Source organism: Cryptosporangium aurantiacum, from assembly GCF_900143005.1.
Taxonomy (GTDB): domain Bacteria; phylum Actinomycetota; class Actinomycetes; order Mycobacteriales; family Cryptosporangiaceae; genus Cryptosporangium; species Cryptosporangium aurantiacum.
This window is the reverse complement of record NZ_FRCS01000022.1, coordinates 39,806-57,972: the sequence shown is the minus strand read 5'-3', so window position 1 is coordinate 57,972 and position 18,167 is coordinate 39,806. Positions and strand designations below refer to the sequence as shown.

Annotated in this window: 16 protein-coding genes and 1 pseudogene; 3 read left to right on the top strand and 14 right to left on the bottom strand. The window is 72.8% G+C overall.

Annotation, left to right across the window (positions count from 1 at the left end; genetic code table 11):
- Window positions 1-20: 20 nt before the first annotated feature.
- From BUB75_RS39300 to BUB75_RS39270, 7 genes are read right to left on the bottom strand one after another with little or no spacing between them, the layout of a single operon-like run.
- Window positions 21-1,271 (bottom strand): cation:proton antiporter, encoded by a 1,251-nt coding sequence (locus BUB75_RS39300; protein ID WP_178380093.1) that lies wholly within the window; start codon window positions 1,269-1,271, stop codon window positions 21-23.
- Window positions 1,272-1,276: 5 nt separating this feature from the next.
- A complete protein-coding gene (locus BUB75_RS39295) occupies window positions 1,277-2,632 on the bottom strand; it encodes a carboxylesterase family protein (protein WP_084742269.1) in 1,356 nt (451 codons plus the stop codon).
- Window positions 2,629-2,877, bottom strand: a complete 249-nt coding sequence (locus tag BUB75_RS39290) for an acyl carrier protein (RefSeq protein WP_073265047.1) — start codon at window positions 2,875-2,877, stop codon at window positions 2,629-2,631. The genes BUB75_RS39295 and BUB75_RS39290 overlap by 4 nt, the downstream gene beginning before the upstream one ends.
- Before the next feature lie 10 nt (window positions 2,878-2,887).
- The gene (locus tag BUB75_RS39285) at window positions 2,888-4,516 is read right to left on the bottom strand and encodes an HAL/PAL/TAL family ammonia-lyase (protein WP_073265045.1); all 1,629 of its coding nucleotides are present in this window, start codon (window positions 4,514-4,516) and stop codon (window positions 2,888-2,890) included.
- A gap of 15 nt (window positions 4,517-4,531) precedes the next feature.
- Window positions 4,532-5,656 carry an FAD-dependent oxidoreductase gene (locus BUB75_RS39280; RefSeq protein WP_073265043.1) on the bottom strand — a complete coding sequence of 375 codons (1,125 nt, stop codon included), beginning with the start codon at window positions 5,654-5,656 and terminating at the stop codon, window positions 4,532-4,534.
- Window positions 5,656-6,936, bottom strand: coding sequence for a beta-ketoacyl-ACP synthase II (gene fabF / locus BUB75_RS39275; RefSeq protein WP_073265041.1), 1,281 nt, complete (start codon window positions 6,934-6,936; stop codon window positions 5,656-5,658). The genes BUB75_RS39280 and fabF overlap by 1 nt, the downstream gene beginning before the upstream one ends.
- Window positions 6,929-7,729, bottom strand: coding sequence for an SDR family NAD(P)-dependent oxidoreductase (locus BUB75_RS39270; RefSeq protein WP_073265039.1), 801 nt, complete (start codon window positions 7,727-7,729; stop codon window positions 6,929-6,931). The genes fabF and BUB75_RS39270 overlap by 8 nt, the downstream gene beginning before the upstream one ends.
- Window positions 7,730-8,054: 325 nt before the next feature.
- Here BUB75_RS39270 and BUB75_RS39265 point away from each other — a divergent pair, with 325 nt between their 5' ends.
- Window positions 8,055-8,969, top strand: coding sequence for a LysR substrate-binding domain-containing protein (locus tag BUB75_RS39265; RefSeq protein WP_073265037.1), 915 nt, complete (start codon window positions 8,055-8,057; stop codon window positions 8,967-8,969).
- Between the two features lie 14 nt (window positions 8,970-8,983).
- Window positions 8,984-9,880: a LysR family transcriptional regulator gene (locus BUB75_RS39260; protein ID WP_073265035.1), complete on the top strand. Its 897-nt coding sequence runs from the start codon at window positions 8,984-8,986 to the stop codon at window positions 9,878-9,880.
- Window positions 9,881-9,902: 22 nt separating this feature from the next.
- Here BUB75_RS39260 and fabI read toward each other — a convergent pair.
- The 7 genes and pseudogenes from fabI to BUB75_RS39225 form a co-directional block, all read right to left on the bottom strand.
- Window positions 9,903-10,670: pseudogene (gene fabI, locus BUB75_RS39255) on the bottom strand (enoyl-ACP reductase FabI); the annotation flags it as partial.
- Between the two features lie 49 nt (window positions 10,671-10,719).
- A complete protein-coding gene (locus BUB75_RS39250; protein ID WP_218618048.1) occupies window positions 10,720-12,270 on the bottom strand; it encodes a class I adenylate-forming enzyme family protein in 1,551 nt (516 codons plus the stop codon).
- The gene (locus tag BUB75_RS39245; RefSeq protein WP_073265033.1) at window positions 12,267-12,791 is read right to left on the bottom strand and encodes a nuclear transport factor 2 family protein; all 525 of its coding nucleotides are present in this window, start codon (window positions 12,789-12,791) and stop codon (window positions 12,267-12,269) included. Before BUB75_RS39245 ends, BUB75_RS39250 begins: the two co-directional genes overlap by 4 nt.
- Window positions 12,781-13,530 (bottom strand): SDR family NAD(P)-dependent oxidoreductase, encoded by a 750-nt coding sequence (locus BUB75_RS39240; protein ID WP_073265031.1) that lies wholly within the window; start codon window positions 13,528-13,530, stop codon window positions 12,781-12,783. The genes BUB75_RS39245 and BUB75_RS39240 overlap by 11 nt, the downstream gene beginning before the upstream one ends.
- The gene (locus BUB75_RS39235; protein WP_073265029.1) at window positions 13,527-14,534 is read right to left on the bottom strand and encodes a TIGR03619 family F420-dependent LLM class oxidoreductase; all 1,008 of its coding nucleotides are present in this window, start codon (window positions 14,532-14,534) and stop codon (window positions 13,527-13,529) included. The genes BUB75_RS39240 and BUB75_RS39235 overlap by 4 nt, the downstream gene beginning before the upstream one ends.
- A complete protein-coding gene (locus BUB75_RS39230) occupies window positions 14,531-15,871 on the bottom strand; it encodes a phenylacetate--CoA ligase family protein (RefSeq protein WP_084742264.1) in 1,341 nt (446 codons plus the stop codon). The genes BUB75_RS39235 and BUB75_RS39230 overlap by 4 nt, the downstream gene beginning before the upstream one ends.
- Entirely contained in the window at window positions 15,864-17,183 is a 1,320-nt protein-coding gene (locus BUB75_RS39225) for an NAD(P)/FAD-dependent oxidoreductase (RefSeq protein ID WP_073265025.1), read from the bottom strand. The genes BUB75_RS39230 and BUB75_RS39225 overlap by 8 nt, the downstream gene beginning before the upstream one ends.
- A gap of 213 nt (window positions 17,184-17,396) precedes the next feature.
- On the opposite strand from BUB75_RS39225, the gene BUB75_RS39220 reads away from it, so the two are divergent.
- The gene (locus tag BUB75_RS39220; protein ID WP_073265023.1) at window positions 17,397-18,167 is read left to right on the top strand and encodes an alpha/beta fold hydrolase; all 771 of its coding nucleotides are present in this window, start codon (window positions 17,397-17,399) and stop codon (window positions 18,165-18,167) included.

Sequence of the window (18,167 nt, the reverse complement as noted above, 5' to 3'; positions counted from 1 at the left end):
GCTTACGGCCCGGTTTCCGGTCAGCTCGCGTGCACCGGATCGAGCGGGCGGGGCTCCGCCGGATCGGACCGCTCACGGGGGGAGGCCCGGTCGATCGCCCGCAGCAGCGGCGCGGCCATCAGCGTCGTACACAGTGCCATCAGCACCATGATCGTGAAGACGGTGTTGGTGATCAGCCCGAGTTGCAGGCCGACCGCGAGCACCACGATCTCGGTCAGCCCGCGGGTGTTCATCAGCACGCCCAGCCGCGCGGCGTCCGGCCACCGCTCCCCGACCAGCCGTGCCGCGACCAGCGAACCGCCCAGCTTGCCCACGGTGGCGACCGCGATGACCAGCACGACGACCGCCCAGTCGGCGGCGGTCCGGAGCTGGTCGACGTGGGTGGACAGGCCCACGACGACGAAGAACACCGGCAGCAGCAGGTGCGAGACGACGACGTCCAGCCGTTCGTGGACGGTTTGCCGCCATTCCGGTCGTCGCGGCATCACGACGCCGGCCAGGAACCCACCGAAGATCACGTGGACACCCGCCTGATCGGCGAACCAGGCGCTGAACACGGCAACCACCAGCACGAGCCAGATCGGCACGCTCGGCAGCCTGGCCAGCAGCGGACGCACCACCGCGAGCATCACGGCCAGATAGACCGCGGCCAGCCCGAAGCTCCGGAGCACCTCGGCCGGGCCGTCGCTGCGCCCGAGCGCGATGACGACGGCCACCAGGCACCAGGCCGCGACGTCGTTCACCGCGGCCGACATCAGGCTGAGCGCACCCACCCGAGTGCCGGCGAGCCCGGACTCACGGAGGAGCCGGGCCAGCACCGGGAACGCGGTGATCGCCATCGCCGCACCGAAGAACAGGCAGAACGCGAGCCGGTCGGCGTCGGCACCGTAGTGCGGATACAGCGCGACGGCGAGCACCAGCGCCAGCACGAGCGGCACCACGATCGACGCCCCGCTCACCGCCGCGAGCCGGGAGCCTTGCCCGCGCAGCGGCGCGAGATCCAGTTCCAGCCCGACGAGGAACATGAACAGAACGAGCCCGACCTGGGCGAGGATGCCGAGGGCGGCGACGACCGGGGCGGGAAACAGGTAGTCGGCGACCGAGGGCAGCATCAGCCCCAGCACGCTGGGGCCCAGCACCACACCGGCGATGATCTCGCCGAGGACACGCGGCTGACCGACGGTCCGGACGAGTCGGCCGACCAGCCAGGCCACGACCAGGATGACGCCGACCGCCAGGAGGATCTGGACCTTGGTGTCCGGGGGATGCACGCCGCTCACACCACCGGGCTGGCGGTCAGGTCGACGCGGTGGACGGCTGCGTCCCCGGGAGTCCACGGACACCAGCCGCCGCCCGGGTGGCCGACGCAGACGAACCGCGCTACCGCGTCGCCGATCGCCGCTCGGAGCGCCTCCACGTCCGCCGCCGGCACACCGGCGAGCATCGGCGCCGCCGACCAGGCCGCCGCGTCCCCGAGGAGGAACGGCGTGTCCACGCCATGACCGGCGGGGTATCCACCGGGGACGGTCGGCGGGCACCAGTCGAACCGGTACCGGTAGGACGTCCCTCCCTCGGCGCCGATCCGCTCGCACAGCTGGTCCAGCGGCGCGGTGAACAGGCCCTCGGTCACCGCCGCACGGTGTTCGGCCGGGGCTCCCGGCGGCAGGAACGCGGCGGCTTCGTCGCGGACGGTCCCGGCCAGTAGTTCCAGGCCGGTCGGCAGCCGCGCGGCCGGGTCGTGCGGCGGATGCGGCAGTCCGGCGGCGCCGGCCACCACCAGCGACGCGGTCCGGAACCGCTCCGGCAGCGCCGCGGCCGCGTCGACCAGCGCCTCGGCCGGCAGCGCGCGGAGCCGGCCCAGCTCGTCGCCGTCGATCCCGAGCCTGGCGACGAACGCTTTCGCGTACGTCGTCGCTTCGGCCGGCGTAGCCAGGTCCTCCAGCGGGGCGCTCTGCAGGATCAAACGACGAATGCGGACGCCGCTCGGCGGGGCACAGGCGAGCGCCACCGCCGACAGCGCACCGGCGGAGTGGCCGCCCACCGTGAGCCGATCCGGGTCGCCCCCGAACGCCGCGATGTTCGCCGCGACCCAGCGCAACGCCGCGGCCTGGTCGAGCAGCGCGACGTTCGCCTCGCCCCGGTCCTCGGCCGAGCCGTCCCCGGCCAGGCCGGGGGTGTAGAGGCTCCCGAGCGGACCCAGCCGGTAGTTCAGCGTCACGACCACCATCGGGCCGCGCCGGGCCAGCGCGTGGGCGTCCTGCCGCGGACCACCGGCGCGCCCGGTGCGGAAGCCACCGCCGTGCAACCACACCAGCACCGGCAGGCTCGCCGCGCCCTCGGGGCGGTACACGTTCAGCGTCAGGCAGCCGGCCTCGCTCTGCGGGGCGGGATCTGGTCCGAGCAGCCCGACGAGCATCGACTCGCCCTGCGGCGCCGCCGGGCCGGGGTGCGTCGCGTCGCGCACGTCCGTCCAGACGCTCGGCGGCTGCGGAGCGCGGAACCGCAGGTTCCCGGTCGGCGGCGCGGCGTACGGGATGGCCCGGAACACCGCGACACCGGACCGCACCCGGCCGCGTACCGGCCCCGCCGGCGGCTCCGCGACGATCGCGGCGCCCGGCGGCCGACTGCTCACGACGGAAGCACCGCTTTCTCGAGGTGCGCCACCATGTCCCCCACCGTGTGAAGGCTCCGGACGGTGTCCTCCGAAACCGTCACTCCGAACCGGTCCTCGACCGACATCAGCACCTCCACCATCGTGAGCGAGTCGACGTCGAGGTCGTCACCGAAGGCGTCGTCGGCCCGCACCGAGGCCGGATCGAGGCCGGCCACATCGTCGAGAATCGCAACGAACGCGTCGAATGTGCTCTGCGTCTCCATGTGTCCTCCTTCAGCCGACCGGAATCGCCTGGCCCCGGCCTCGCAGCCGGTCGAGTTCGGCGACGAGCGCTCCGCTGCGCACGAGGTGGAGCACGACCGCGATGTCGCCGTCCATCGCGCGGTCGTCGGTGAGCTCCGGCACCCGAGAGCGGATCAGCGCGTGGATGCCCCGGGTGAGCGGCGCCGCGTTCTCGACACCCCGCAGGTCCAGCGCCTGGCACATCGCGAGCAGGTGGATCGCGACGACCTCCTCGACCAGCGCGGCGACAGCGCGGGCATCACGTCCGGCGATCGGCGCCATGCTGACCTTGTCCTGGTTGTGCGCCTCGGTGGACCGGGAGAACACGCTGGCGGGCATCGTGCCCTTGAGCGCCTCGGCGGCGATCGCGGAGCAGGCGATCTGCATACCCTTGAAACCGTGGTGCAGGCCCGCGCGCCAGTCACCCGCGGCGAACCGGGGCACCAGGTTCGGCGTCAGCCCGTTGTTGAACTTCTCGTCGACGACCAGCTCGAGCTGGCGGTCGAGCAGGTCAGCGAGGTTCGCGACGCCGACTTTCAGCGCGTCCATCGCCTGGACGAGATGGCCGCCGTAAAAGTTGCCGCCGCTGTGCACGATGCCGTCGCCGGCGTCGAACAGCGGGTTGTCGTTGGTGGAGTTGATCTCGATCTCGACCCACTGCCGCACCCAGGCCGCGGTGTCGCGGACCATGCCGATCACGTGCGGCGCACACCGCACCGAGTACCGGTCCTGAATCGACCGCTCCTGCTTCAGGTAGCCGCGCTCGCCGATCCGGTCGGTGAGGCCGACGACCCGGCCGTGGTCGAGCGCGAGCCCGGAGTCGGCGAGCAGCTCGCGCACGGCCGCCGCGCTCGCCTGCTGGCCCGGGTGCGGCTTCTGCGCGTGGATGAACGGCGCGAAGTGCCCGCTGTTGCCGAGCAACGCCTCCGACGCCATCGCCGTGCACAACTCGGCGAGACGGACCAGCCGCTCCGCCTCGGCCAGCGCCAGCACCGCGAACGCGGCGGAGAACGACGTCCCGTTGATCAGCGCCAACCCGTCCTTCGCCTCGGGGACGACGGGCGGCAGGCCGATCTCGGTCCACACGTCGGTCGCCGGACGTGTCTCATTCCGGTACGTCACCCGCCCTTCCCCGAACACGGCCGAGGCGACGTAACAGAGCGGAACGAGGTCACCGCTCGCGCCGACCGAGCCGCGTTCCGGGATCAGCGGCAACGCGTCGTGGTTGACCAGCGCCAGCAGGCCGTCGATCACCGCGACGCGGATTCCGGACGCGCCCCGCGCCAGGCAGTTCGCTCGGATGAGCATCGTCGCGCGCACCACGTCCGCCGCGGCGATCGGCCCGGTCCCGTTCAGGTGGTACCGCACCAGGTTCCGCTGCAGCTCCGCGGTCTTCGCGGAGCTGATCTGCCGGGTGACGCTGTCGCCGAATCCGGTGGTGACGCCGTAGATCGGCTGCCCGCTGTCGATCAGCGTCTGCTTGAGCTCTCGCGACTGCTCGATCCGGACCGCGGCCGAGCCGGCGAGCCGGACGTCCGCGCCGCCGGACGCGACGTCGACCACGTCGTCGACCCGGAGCGTCCGGCCGTCGATGACCAGGGCATTCCTCTGGTGCTGCACTCTTCCTCCTGTGGACTATCCGGGTGCCGTCGCTGCGCGCAGCAACGGGCGGAGTTCCGGCTGGCCGAGCGCCAGCTCGGCGAAGGCCGTGCGATACAGCGGCGAATCGCCCGGCTCGGTGCTGAGCAACGTCTCTTGGTAGCGCTGGAACGTCTCGACGAACGGGCGCCGGAGCGCCTCGTACTCGGCCGGCGCCGCCGGGTCGGGGCGCTCGGGATCCAGGCAGCGGTCGAGGGCGCGGCAGAGCAGGACGGCGTCCTGCAACCCGAGGTTGATGCCCTGCCCTCCGTAGGGGTGGACGCTGTGCGCCGAGTCGCCGAGCAGCGCCACGCGGTCGCGGACCCAGCGCTCCACCGTGACCAGGTGATGCCGGATCAGGGCGACCGGGTCGGCCGACGACCGGAGCAGCCGGCTCAGCTCCGGCGCGGTCGGCGCGACCGCGCGGCACAGTTCCTCGAGCGCCGCCGCCGGCTCGGCCGCCACGACGTCGCCGAACACGTGGATCGTCTCCGGGGTGCTGGGAATCACCACGAACGGACGGTCGCCCCGGTGGCTGCGGATCCGGTCGGGCCACCCGTCCGGACGCGGAGCGCGAAGGATCAACTGGCGCCGGGGCAGCGGCCGGACGTCCGCCACGAATCCGGCGACCGTCCGGACCGTGGAGTACTTGCCGTCAGCCCCGATGACGTAGCGGGTCCGGCGGGCCGTCCCGCTGTGGACGACGCACCCGGCCGCGTCCTGGTCGATGGCGGTCACCTCCGCGCCGAACTCCACGCGGACGCCGTCCTGCGCCGCCACCATCCCGCCGAGGACGTCTCGCAACACGCGGAGCGGGACAGTGAGCGCGTAGGGCACCGCGACGTCCGGCAGGTCCGCGTAGTCCGGCGCGTAGGTGACGCCGCCGCCGGTGATCTCGTCGACACCCGCGATCCGCGAGCCGACCGCCTCCAGCATCGGCAACGTCCCGAACTGGTCGAACAGGCCGAGCGTCGCCGGCTGCAGCACGACGCCGCCGGGCGGCGGGAGCGGCGTCGGCTGCCGCTCCAGTACCAGGACGCTGTGCCCGGAGCGGCCCAGCAACAGCGCGGTCATCAGCCCGGTCGGACCGGCGCCGACCACGATGCAATCGGTGGTGCCCATCAGAGCCCCCGGTAGACCAGGACGCCGTTGTGGCCGCCGAAACCGAACGAGTTGCTGCACGCCACCCGTACTGCGGTCGCCCGCGGCCCGCCGTGGACCACGTCGAGCGGGCAGTCCGGGTCCTGGTGGTCGAGGTTGAGCGTGGGCGCGATCTCCTGGCGGCGTACGGCCTCGATCGTGGCAATCGACTCCACCGCTCCGGCCGCGCCGAGCAGATGGCCGACCGCCGACTTGGTGCTGGTCACCGACGTGCGGTCGGCGTGCGGACCAAGGACGGCGCGAACGGCCATCGCTTCGGTGCGGTCGTTGGCCGGCGTCGACGTGCCGTGTGCGTTGACGTGGTCGACGTCGGACGGCGCGAGGTCGGCGTCGGCCAGCGCCAGGCGCAGCGCGCGGATCGCTCCGTCGGCGTCGGGGTGCGGTCCGCTCGGGTGGTAGGCGTCGTTGCTGATCCCGTAGCCGGCCAGTTCGGCCAGCGGGACCGCGCCCCGGGCGGCCGCGTGCGCGGCCCGCTCGAACACCACGACGCCGGCGCCCTCGCCCATCACGAAGCCGTCGCGGTCCCGGTCGAACGGTCGGCTCGCGGCGGCCGGGTCGTCGTTGCGCTTGCTCAGCGCGCCCACGATGCCGAAGGCCGCCATCGTGAGCGGGTTGATCGTCGCCTCGGCCCCGCCCGCCACCACGACATCGGCCCGGCCTGCCCGGATCAGGTCCAGTCCGACGCCGATCGAGTCGGTCGCGCTCGCGCAGGCCGACACCACCGAGAACGACGGCCCGCGCAGCCCGTGCCGGATCGCTACCTGCCCGGACACCAGGTTGATCGGCATCGCGATCGCGAAGAACGGGCGGACGCGGCGCGGCCCGCCGGTGAGCAGCCGGGCGTGCTGGGTCAGCATCTCGGAGATGCCGCCGGCACTCGACGTGATCAGCGTCGCGACGCGGTCGGCGTCGATCCCGTCGGCCAACGGCAGGGCAGCCGATGGCTGGCCGGCCGCGTCGCGCGGGGCGAGCAGCCCGGCCTGGGTCAGCGCTTCCTCGGCGGCGACGACGCCGTACTGGGCGAACGGGTCGAGTTGGCTGACCAGCTTTCGCGGTAGCCACTCACCGGGTACGAAGTTCGGCACCTCGCAGGCGATCCGGGCCGGATGCGCGTCGGCGTCGAAGCGGGTCACCTTGGTCGCCGTCGGCTCCCCGGCGTACAGGCCGGCGATCAGCCGGGGAACGCCGACCCCGTAGGGCGACACCGCACCCAGACCGGTGACCACGACTTGCTCACGCATGGCTGAGTCCTCCATCCACGGAAACCACCTGTCCGGTCGTCCAACCCGGCCGGGCCAGCGCGACGATCCACCCGGCGATCTCGTCCGGCCTGCCGAGCCGGCGCAGCGGGACCCGCTCGCGCTCGGCGGCCCGCTGCGCGGTGACCGCGTCCCGGTCCATCCCGGAGGCGGCGAGGATCCCGGTCTCGGTGGGCCCGGGCGCGACCGCGTTGACCCGGATACCGCGGGGTGCGAGTTCGATCGCCCAGGACCGGGTCAGCGACTCGACCGCCGCCTTCGTCGCCGCGTAACCGTGCGCGGTCCGGGATGCTCGATGACCGAACGTGCTGGAGACCATGACGACCGCGCCTGCCGCCCGCTCCAGCGCCGGGAGCAGAGCCTGAGTGAGCAGGCTCGGAGCGGTGACGTGCACGGCGAACAACTCCGCGAGCGCGGCCGCACCCCCGCTCTCGCCCTCGCCCTCGCCCTCGCCCTCGCCCTCGCCGCTGAGCGTCCCGGCCCGGTAGCGGCCCGCGACGTGTGCGAGCACGTCCACGCGCCCACCGGCGTCGGCGACGAGCCCCGCCATCCGGGCGGGGAACGGCGGGTCGGTCAGGTCCGCGCACACCGGCACCACCGTGGGCGACGCGGCGGCCAGCGAGTCCAGCCCCGCTGCGTTCCGGTCGATCGCGAACACGGTCGCCGCGGTCCCCCCGGGCGCTTCGGTCCCGGCGAACGCTTCGGCCACGGTGCGACCGATACCTGCGGCGGCACCGGTCACGACGACCGTCGGTCTCGGATCCTGGAGGGTCACGGCAGAGCCCTTCGCGAGGGTCGGTAAGCGATTAGCTGCGAATTACTCAACGCAGAGAATCTGCCCGCAGCAATATTCAGTTCCGTGGACGGCGATAGGCTGTGCAGAATTCGCCGCCCGCAATCCGGCGACCACAATGGATACCCACATTTCATGCCGCGTTGGTTGCCGTGGCCGGTCATTTCCGGAGTTCGACTGTTGTTCAGCAGACGGAACGTGTTCTATCTACTCCGCATACGTTCCTCCGGCTGACCGGAGTGGATAGCCTCGGGGCAGGCGCAGCGTTGGGCCGGCCGCACCCTTCCATCGACTGGGAGGACTTTCCGTGGAACTGCGTCAGCTGCAGTACTTCATAACGACCGCGCAGGAGCTGCACTTCGGCAGAGCCGCCCGGTCGATGCACATCACGCAGCCCTCGCTCACCCAGCAGATCCAGCGGCTGGAAGCCGATCTCGGCGTCCGCCTCTTCGATCGCAATTCGCATCACGTACAACTCACCGAAGCCGGTGAGGTCCTGCTGGTGAAAGCGCAGCGGGTGATTCGGCAGGCGCGCAAAGCGGAGCAGGCCGCCCAGCACTCGGACCGGCGCGACGCCTGCCGGGGCAGTGCCCGGCCGCTCCACATCGGGTTCAACTGCCCGGCCGCCACCCGCCTGCTCCCCCGCGCGCTCCGGGCGTTCTGGCGTCGCTACCCGGAGGCGGACGTCGTCCTGCACGACCTGTGGACCGCGCAGCAGGTCGACGCGGTGCTCACCGGCGACCTCGACCTCGGGTTCGTGTTCGGGCCGGTCCGCGACACCGGCTTGCGCACCCGGGTCGTCCTGCGCGAGCCGCTGGTCGCGCTGCTCCCTGCCGGGCACCGGCTCGCCGAGGGCAGCCTGGTCTCGATGTCCGCGCTCGCCCGCGAGCCGCAGGTGTTCTTCGATCGGGAGCTGAGCCCGGCCGTGCACAACCAGGTCCACCGGACCGCGCGGAACGTCGGCGCGAACCCCGACATCCGGCACGCGGTCTCCCACCCGAGCGCGATCCCGGTGATGGTCGCCGCCGGTCACGCGGTCGCGCTGGCGTCGGCGGCGCGCGCGGCCCGGTCGTCCTCCCCGGGCGTCGTCACGCGCGGCCTGGCCGGCGAGGGCGTGACCGTCGACGTGGTGATGGTCTGGCGTTCCGAGGCCGGTTCGGGCCTGCTCGACACCATGATCGACGCGGTCGACGCGGTCACCGACCGGCGAGATGCGGCCTGAGGAATGCGGACACGATGGAACTGCGCCAGCTGAGGTACTTCCTCGTCGCCGCCGAGGAGCTGCACCTCGGCCGGGCGGCGGCGCTGATGCACATCACCCAGCCCGCCTTCAGCCAGCAGATCCGGCGGTTGGAGCGGCAGCTGGGCGTCCGGCTGCTGGAGGTCAGCAGCAACAAGATCCGGCTGACGACGGCCGGCGAGGTGTTCGTCGAGGAGGCACGCCGCACGCTGCAGCAGGCTGACGAGGCCGCCGAGACCGCCCGCCGGGCCGCCCGCGGCGAGTTGGGCAGGCTGTCGGTCGGCTTTGTGGCCACCGCAGCCCGCCGGGTTCTGCCGACGCTGCTCGGCCGGCTCCGCGAGCGGTATCCCGGCGTGACGCCGGTGCTGCATCAGTTGTGGACGGCGGAGCAGATGGAGGCGCTCCGCCGGCACCGGCTGCACGTCGGGTTCGTTCTCGGCGGCATCACCGATCCGGCCTTCGGGTCCCGTGTGCTGCTGCGGGAGCCGTTCGTCGTGCTGCTCCCCGACGCCCACCCGCTGGCGGCTCGAGGCCGGGTGCGCCTCGACGACCTGTCCGCCGAGCCGCTGGTGCTGTTCCGGCGCGACCTCAACCCGGTGCTGTACGACCGGATCACCCGGCTGGCCCGCCGGGACGAGACGCCGTCCGAGCCGGTGTACGAGATCGAGCACGCCAGCGCGATCCCGGTGCTGGTCGCCGCGGGCCACGGCGTCGCGCTGGTGAGCCGTTCCCGCGCCGATGAGTTCAGCGACCCCGGCGTCGTCCGGTTGCCGCTGCTCGACCCGCCGGTCTCCGAGGAGCTCCGGATGGTCTGGCGGGCGTCCGACGACTCCGGCCTCCTCACCGTCGTCCAGGAACTGGTGAGCGAACGGCTGGCCGCGACGCCTCCGTAGGCGCTCCGGTCCCCGCCGGGAAGCTTCCGACCGCATGCGCGCCGCCGTCGACGTGCAGGATCTCGCCGGTCGTCGCCGGGAGCCAGTCGGAGAGGAACAACACGCAGGCGCGCGCCGCCGCACTCGGGTCGTCCACCGACCAGCCGAGCGGCGCTCTCCGCGGCCAGACGTCGGAGAACTCGGCGAACGTCGACAGGCTGGTCGCGGCCTTGGTCCGCAACGGGCCGGCCGCCACCAGGTTGACCCGGATCCCGCGCGGACCCAGGTAGGCGGCCAGGTACCGGGCGCAGGACTCCAGGCCGGCCTTCGCGACGCCCATCCAGTCGTATCCCGGCCAGGCGACCCGTGCGTCGAAGTCCAGCCCGACGATCGCGCCGCCGTCCCGGTCGAACAGCGGCAACGTCGCCACGCTGAGCGCCTGCAGCGAGTACGCGGACACCTGGAACGCGGTAGCGGCATCCGCCCACGGCGTGGCCAGGAAGTTCCCGCCGAGCGCGGGCAGCGGCGCGAACCCGATCGCGTGCACCACGCCGTCGAGCCCGTCGCAGTGCGTGCGCACCCGGTCGGCCAGCCCGTCGAGCTGCGCCGGGTCGGTGACGTCCAGCTCGACGACGGGCGGCGTCACCGGCAGCCGGCGGGCCACCCGTTCCACCAGCGACATCCGCCCGTATCCGGTCAGCACCACCTGGGCGCCCTCCCGCTGCGCCAGCGCGGCGACGTGGAACGCGATCGACGCGTCCGTCAGCACGCCGGTGACGAGGATGCGCTTGCCGTCGAGCAGCCCGCTCATGACGTCTCTCCCGTCGATCGGATCAGGGTCCGGCGGACCGGTCTCGGCTTCACCGGGGTGCCACCCGCCATCCGGCGGTCGCACGTACCGCTGCCTTGTCGACCTTGCCGCCGGGGTTCCGGGGCAGCGGCCCCCGCCACACCGCCACCAGGTCGGGCACCTTGTACCGGGCCAGGTGCTCGCGGACGAAACGCCAGATCGGACGCAGCGGCGGCGCCTCGTCCCCGGGGCGCAGCACGACGGCGGCCGCGACCCGTTCACCGGCCAGCCGATCCGGCACCGCCACGACCGCGACCTCGACGACGTCCGGGTGGCCGGAGAAGACCCGCTCCACCTCGGCGGAGTACACGTTCTCCCCGCCTCGGACGATCATGTCCTTCGCCCGGTCGACGAGGTGGACGGCGCCGTCCTCGTCGATCCGCGCCAGGTCACCGGTGCGTAGCCAGCCGTCGCCGAACGTCCGGGCGGTCGCGTCCGGGTTGTTCCAGTACCCACGCACCACGTTCGGCCCGCGTACCAGGAGCTCTCCGACCCCGTCCGGAGCCGGGTCGGAGAGCGCGAGGTCGACCACCGGAACGGGGAAGCCGACGACGTCCGCCGCGGCCGTCAGTACCTGCTCGTGCGGGAGGTACGCGGTGAACGAGGCGGTCTCGGTGAGACCGTAGCCGCTGCCCAGCCGGGCCTTCGGGAACGCGGTCCGCAGGCCGGTGACGACGTCCGGCGGCATCGGGGCGCCGCCGTAGGTGATCGAGCGCACGGCCGAGGTGTCCGTGCGGTCGATCGCTCGTGCCGCCAGCGCGAGCTGATAGACCGACGGCACCGACATCAGCGCGGTGATCCGCTCGTCCTCGACCGTCCGCAGGAACCGGGCCACGTCGAAGCGGGGCAGCACGACCGTCGTCCCCCCGACCTCGCAGGCCGGAAGAAGCTGGCTGTTGCAGCCGGTGACGTGGTGCAGCGGCACCGAGACCAGGCTTCGCCACACCGGGGCCTGGTCGATGCCGAGCACCCGGCGGGCGGTCTCGGTGTTGGCCAGGAAGTTGGCGTGCGTGGTGACCGCCCCTTTCGGACGACCGGTGGTTCCGCTCGTGTAGAAGATCGCCGCGACATCGTTCGCGCCCGGCGCCGGTTCGTCCGGCCCGCTGCGGCCGGCCGGCAAGCGACCGGCTTCCAGAACGCGAACGGCACCGGCGTCGTCGCGCACGTGGGCGATCTCCGGGCCGGTCGACCGCGGGTTGACCGGTACGGCGACCGCGCCGGCGAGCAGCACGCCGTAGAAGGCGGCGCACCAGTCGGCGCCGCTGGGCAGCGCGACCAGCACGCGCTCACCGGCACGGACGCCGTCGTCCCGGAGGCCGGCCGCCACGGCGGCGGCCCGGTCCCAGAGCTGTCGGTAGGTCCACCGCGGCCCGTCGACCTCGACGATGGCCTCGGTGCCCGGCTCGCGGTCGACGGTCGCCCGGAGCGCGTGGATCAGCGACTCGGGCCGTTCGCCGTGCCGGGAGACGCTGTACCGGGCGACGCCGTCCGGCCCGCGGTGTATCCCGGACCGGTCGAACGCGCGCAGGTCGCTCCCCCGCCTCTCGCTCCCCCGCCTCACCGGTCGGCCCCCCACGCCCGCTCGAACAGCGCCCGGTCTCCCTCCACGACCCGGACCTCAAAATCCAGCCGGGTGATCCGCCAGGCCGGCAACCGCGCCAGGCCCAGGCGCAGCGGACCCGCCACCCGGTAGAACGCCTCGCCGACGCCGAACGTCGCCTGCTGGGTGAGGACGACGTCGGCCTCCGTCCCGACGAACGCCACCGACGGGTTGGTCAGCACGTGGACGCGCGTGGTGAACCGGGCCTGCGTCGCGCACACCGACTCCGCCCACTCGTCGCCTGCGACGTCGCGAAACTCCGCGCCGCCGCGGAAGTGCGGGTTGCGCACCCGGACGACGTCGGCGAAGCACCGCCGGTACCGGACGACGTCGAGCAGGTCGAGACCGAGCGCCAGGTCGGCGATCCGGTCCGCGATCTCGGCACGGTCGAGCAGGCGCTCGACACCACCCGGCCGCCGGGCGGGCGAACCGCCGTCGGCGGTTGCGGCACCGAACGCCCGGCCGGTGGCCTCAGCGGACACTCAGACCACCGTCGACCCCGACGACCTGACCGGTCATCCATCCGGCAGCCGGAGCGCAGAGCGCGGCGATCCAGTGCGCGACGTCCGCCGGCTCGCCGCGGCGGCCCAGCGGGATCGACGCGATCTCCCGCTGCTTGATCGTCTCGATCATCTCGGCGGGCACGCCGGACGCGGCCAGCAGACCGGTTTCGGTCGGTCCGGGAGCCACCGCGTTCACCCGGATCCGTTGCGGGGCCAGTTCCAGCGCCCAGCTGCGGGTCAGGCTCTCCAGCGCAGCCTTGGCCGCCGCGTAGTGGCCTGCCCTCGGCGCGGCTTTCTGCGCGTACGTGCTGCTGACGTTGACGATCGCGCCTCCCCGCACGACCAGCGCGGGCAGCGCGGCCCGTGCCATCAGCGTCGGCCCGAGGACGTTCGCGCGGAACAGCTGGTCGATCTGGGCTCCGGTCACGCTCGCCAGCGGCGCCGAGACGAACGCGCCGGCGTTGTTGACCAGCACGTCGATCCGGTCCCATCGGTCGAGCGCGGCCGCCACGACCCGCTCGGCGGCGCGGCCGTCGGTGACGTCGGCGACCTCGGTGTGAATGCCGATGCGCAGGTCGGCCAGCGCGGCCAGCGGCTCCTTGCGACGGCCGGCGACCAGGACGTTCGCTCCCTGCTCGGCGAGCAGCAGTGCGGTTGCCCGGCCGATGCCGGTCCCGCCGCCGGTGACGACGGCGGTCAGTCCCTTGAAGTCGGTCATCGAGCCACCGCCGAGGTCGGTAGCCCGGCCGGCGCTGGGGTCGGTTGCTGCCCGGCCGGCGCTGGGGTCGGGCGCCCGGCCATGGCGGCGTCGGCCGCCGCGCGCAGCATCGCGACGTCGGCCGCGGCCTGCTCCGGGCGCCGCCAGTCCAGGTCGGTGACGACTTCGGTCACCCCGGCCCGGACGAGCGCCGGGAGCGCGTCCGCCGTCGCCGCGGGCGAGCCGACGACGCGGAGGACGTCGCGGCGGTCCCCGCCCGTGCCGCCCCCGCCCGTGCCGCCCCCGTCCGCGCCGTCCCCGTCCGCGCCGCCCCCGCCCGTGCCGTCCGCGGACCGGACCGTCCGCAGTGCCGCCTCGACCACCGAGACGTCCAGGTCGTCGACGATCACGTAGCCGAACCAGCCGTCCAACCGGCCGGCGCGGCGCAAGGCCGCCGGGCTCATCCCGCCGGCCAGCAGCGGGATCCGGCGCGCCGGCGCCGGATAGCAGGACACGCCCTCCGGGAGGCGATGGTGCGGCCCGTCGAGCGGCGGCACGTCACCGCTCCAGCAGGCCCGCAGCACGTCGACGGCCTCGTCGGTGCGGCTCGCGCGCTCCGCGTACGCGACCCCGAGCAGGTCGAACTCCTCGGCCATCCACCCGGAGCCGATACCGGCCACGACCCGCCCGCCGGACAGCACGTCGATGCTGGCCAGTTGCTTCGCCAGGATCACCGGGTGGCGGAGCGGCGCGACCAGCACGCCGGTCCCGATCTCCACCCGCCGGGTGTGTGCCGCCGCGACGGCCATGCCGATCAGCACGTCGACGAACGGCGTCCGGTCGGTCCAGGGCACGCGTCCGTCGGCGGTGAACGGGTACGTCGACGCGAGCGGATCCACGGTGACGATCCGGTCGGACAGCCACAGCGAGTCGACCCCGGCGGCTTCCAGCCCGACCGCGGCCTCGGCGAGCGCGGTCGCGTCCGGGCCGAAGTTCGCCAGCTTCGCTCCGATCCGGACGCTCATCGCGGACCGGTCCGTTCGTCGCGGACCCGGCGCATCTTCGTCCGCGGCCGGTCGAGCGTCCCCGGCTCGGCCCACCGGACGCCGTCGAGGTCCAGACCGGCGACGGCGACCTGCTGGACGATCGCGCTCGTCGCCGCTGCCTGCTCGGTCGCGGGCGCCGCGGCGGGCCACTCGGCGACCAGCGTGGTCCCGGTGTCGGTCAGCTCGACGTGGTACCACGGTTCCGCGTCGGCGACCGCGCGCAGCAGCGTCTCCTCGACGACGTACGGCGAGACGCCGCCGTCCCGGCCGGGCAGCTGGTCGGTCGCCCGGCCGAACATCCGCAGCGCGGGCAGCGTGCGCCCGCAGCCGCAGGGCTCGGCGAGCAGCACGGCCCGATCACCGGAGTGGTACCGGATCAGCGGGGTGCCGCCGCGTCCGAGCGTGGTGGTCACGACGGCGCCGATCGTCCCGTCCGGCACGGGCCCGCCGTCCGCGTCGACGATCTCCAGGAAGCAGTTCGCGGCGGCGACGTGGTAGGTGCCCTGCTCGCACGAGTAGGCGATGACGCCGATCTCCGTGCTGCCGTACCACTGGCGGACGGTCGCACCCCAGCGTAGGCCCAGCCGGGTAAGCATGGTCGGGGCTGCGCCCTCTCCGCCGAGGCGCAGGTGTGCGATCGGCTTGCCCGCGCCCGGGAACACCTGCTCGAACAGCTCCGCGAGGTACCAGGCGAAGCTGGGCGTGCTGAACAGCGTGGTGACGCCGAGTTCCGCGATCGCCTGCACGAGCCGCTCCGGTGGGCCGTAGCTGCCGCCCTTGCCAGCCGGCAGGACCACGGCGCCCTGGCGTTGCACGTCCCGGTGGATGCTCAGGCCGACGGTGGCCATGTCGTAGGGCAGCGCCACCGCCACCAGGTCGCTGGGGTCGAACGCGAACAGCCCGGCCGGCGCATATCGAGCGCCGTCACCGCGCAGGTCCGCGGCGGTGTAGCCGACGTACGTGGTCGGCCCGGCGGTGGTGCCGGAGCTGAGGTTGACCTGCGCCAGTTCGTCCCAGGAACAGGCCAGCAGGTCCCGCAAGCGGCCCTTGATCTCGGCCGGGTACGTGAACGGGAGACGCTGGAACTCCGCGATCGACGTGGGGACCGTCCGGTCGCCCAACCGCTCGGCGTAGAACGCCGAGCGGTTCGCGTGCCGGACGGACAGCTCCAACGCCGCCGCCGTGTACTCGGCCAGCGTCTCGGCAGGCCAGTGCTCGAGGTCTCTGCCGACCTGGGTGGTGAACGCCGCGACGAGGTAGTCCAGCCGCGTTCGGACGTCCGGCTCGGACACCTGCGGCACCGTTGTCTCAAGCATTGGCCAGCAGCTCGTGCTTCTCCCGGGCGTCCTGCTCGGGGTAGACGGGACAGCCGTAGGCCACCGGGAAGTCGTCGAAGGTGTCGTAGGACCGGACCGACCGCAGGTGGGCGCCGACCGGGTTGAGCTCGCTCCAGAAGTCTCCGCTGAGCAGCCGGGCGATCCACCGTCCCTCGATGTTCACCGACTGCTGTGCGAGGTTCCGGACGTAGGCGATGAAGTTGAAGTTCGACTCGTAGAACGCGTAGATGAGGCGGGTGTAGCAGTCGTACCCGGTCTTGTAGAAGTTCTCGTAGGCGGTCGCGGTCTCCTGCTCGTCGGCCCCGTCCAGGATCCGGGTGACCGCCTCACCGGCCCGGGTGCCGCTGACCACGCCGAGGTAGACACCGGCCGAGAACACCGGGTCGATGAAGCACCCGGCGTCGCCGGCCAGGAACCAGCCGTTCCCGACGACGGTGTTCGTGTAGTAGCAGTAGTCGGACTCGCCGCGAACCGGTGCGGACGCGGTGGCGCCCGCCAGCCGCACGTTGATCCGGTCGACACGGGAGACGTGCTCGGTGAAGACGTCCTCGGGGGTGCGTCCGCGCAGCGTCGCAGCCGGGGTCACCGCGCCGACGCTCAGCACGTCCTTGCGGATCGGGATCGCCCACAGCCAGCCGTCGGCGTGGTTGCCGACCTGGATGTCCCCCTCGACGCCGGGGTTCGTCGCCTCGTCCACCCCGGTGTAGTGCTTGTAGTACGCGACCAGTTGCAGGCGCGTGTTCGGCCTGCGGTGTCCGAAGTGCTGATGGGAGATGATCCCGGCGCGCCCGCTGGTGTCGACGACGAACCGGGCGCGCACCTGCTGGGTCACGCCGTTCCGCTCGTACTCGACGCCGACGATGCGGTCGCCCTCGGTCAGCACGCCGGTGACCCTGGCCTCTTCCTGGATGACGGCGCCCGCCTTGCCGGCTTCGCGCAGCAGGACGTCGTCGAACGCGGCTCGTTCGCACTGGAACGCCGCTTCCCGGCGCCCGCCGCCCTGGGAGGTGAAGTCGACCCGCCGGAACGCGCCGTCGGCCCCGCAGAACTCGGCGCCCCACTTCGTCGGGTAGTCGTCCGGCGGGAATAGCTCCAGCAGTCCGAGCTGATCGAGAATTCCGGCGGTGTACGGAAGCATGGATTCGCCGATATGAAAGCGCGGAAAAGCGCGCCGTTCGAGCACTAACACCCGCTTTCCGGCTCGGGCGAGTCGGAGAGCGCACGACGATCCCGCCGGTCCGCCTCCGATCACGATCGCCTCGTATTCCGGCGCCTGCCCCACGATGTTCATCGCACTTCCCTTCGCGACCGCGAAAGATCCGCTTTCCGGCGCCAAGCATGTCCGCCGGGCCGGACCGAGCCAATGAGCAATCACCTTCACGGCGATAGGAGCACTCCGCGCGCGGCGGAACTAGCGTGCTGGACGGTTCGATCCCGAGCCGTCTCGAATCCCGCCGAAGCATTCCGTCGAATTCCAGTCGAACAGGAGCCTGCCGTGGTGGAAATGACCGCCGAAGCAGCCGCGCAGATGATTTTCGCGCCGCGCCGGATGCCCGCCGAACCGTGGGAGGAGCCCGCCGGTGCCGCGGCCGTCCCGCACACGCTGCCGTCCGGCGCCGTCGTGTCGACGTGGGGCGACGAGGGCCCCGCGGTGCTGCTCGTGCACGGGTGGGAGGGGCGGAGCACCCAGTTCGCCGGCTTGATCGGCGTCCTCGTCGCGAGTGGACGACGCGCGGTCGCGGTGGACGCGCCGGGCCACGGACGCTCGCCGGACGCCGAGTACAGCCCGGTCCGGCACGGCGAGGTACTGCTCGAAGCGCTGCCCGGCCACGCGCCGTTCGAGGCGGTCGTGACGCACTCGTTCGGTTCGACGGCCACGTTCCACGCGCTACGGCACGGCCTGACCGTCGGCCGGATCGCGCTCATCTCACCGCTGGTCTCGCTCACCGATCGCCTCGCCGAGATCGCCGGCTACTTCGGCTTCGAGGGCCCGGTGCGCGCGGACTTCCTGGACCGGGTCCAGCACCGGCTCAGCGGCGTCCCGATCGCCGACCTGGACATCGACCGGCGTCCGTGCCCGGACGGGCCGACCCTGCTCTGCCACGACACCGAGGACCGGGAGATCCCGGTGGATTCGACGATCGCGCTGGCGCGGCAGTGGACGGACGCCCGGTTGATCGTCACCAACGGCCTGCGGCACCGCCGGATCCTGGCGGATCCGACGGTGGTCGAGACGGTCGCCAGGCACCTGGGGGTCAGCGCCCCGGTCCGGTGA

Bases quoted from the DNA above. Each gene is read 5' to 3' on its own strand.
- BUB75_RS39290 (WP_073265047.1), bottom strand. From the start codon at position 2,877: ATGGAGACGCAGAGCACATTCGACGCGTTCGTTGCGATTCTCGACGAT.
- BUB75_RS39220 (WP_073265023.1), top strand. From the start codon at position 17,397: ATGACCGCCGAAGCAGCCGCGCAGATGATTTTCGCGCCGCGCCGGATG.
- BUB75_RS39235 (WP_073265029.1), bottom strand. From the start codon at position 14,534: ATGAGCGTCCGGATCGGAGCGAAGCTGGCGAACTTCGGCCCGGACGCG.
- BUB75_RS39240 (WP_073265031.1), bottom strand. From the start codon at position 13,530: ATGACCGACTTCAAGGGACTGACCGCCGTCGTCACCGGCGGCGGGACC.
- BUB75_RS39225 (WP_073265025.1), bottom strand. From the start codon at position 17,183: ATGAACATCGTGGGGCAGGCGCCGGAATACGAGGCGATCGTGATCGGA.
- BUB75_RS39260 (WP_073265035.1), top strand. From the start codon at position 8,984: ATGGAACTGCGCCAGCTGAGGTACTTCCTCGTCGCCGCCGAGGAGCTG.
- fabF (WP_073265041.1), bottom strand. From the start codon at position 6,936: ATGCGTGAGCAAGTCGTGGTCACCGGTCTGGGTGCGGTGTCGCCCTAC.
- BUB75_RS39230 (WP_084742264.1), bottom strand. From the start codon at position 15,871: ATGCTTGAGACAACGGTGCCGCAGGTGTCCGAGCCGGACGTCCGAACG.
- BUB75_RS39280 (WP_073265043.1), bottom strand. From the start codon at position 5,656: ATGGGCACCACCGATTGCATCGTGGTCGGCGCCGGTCCGACCGGGCTG.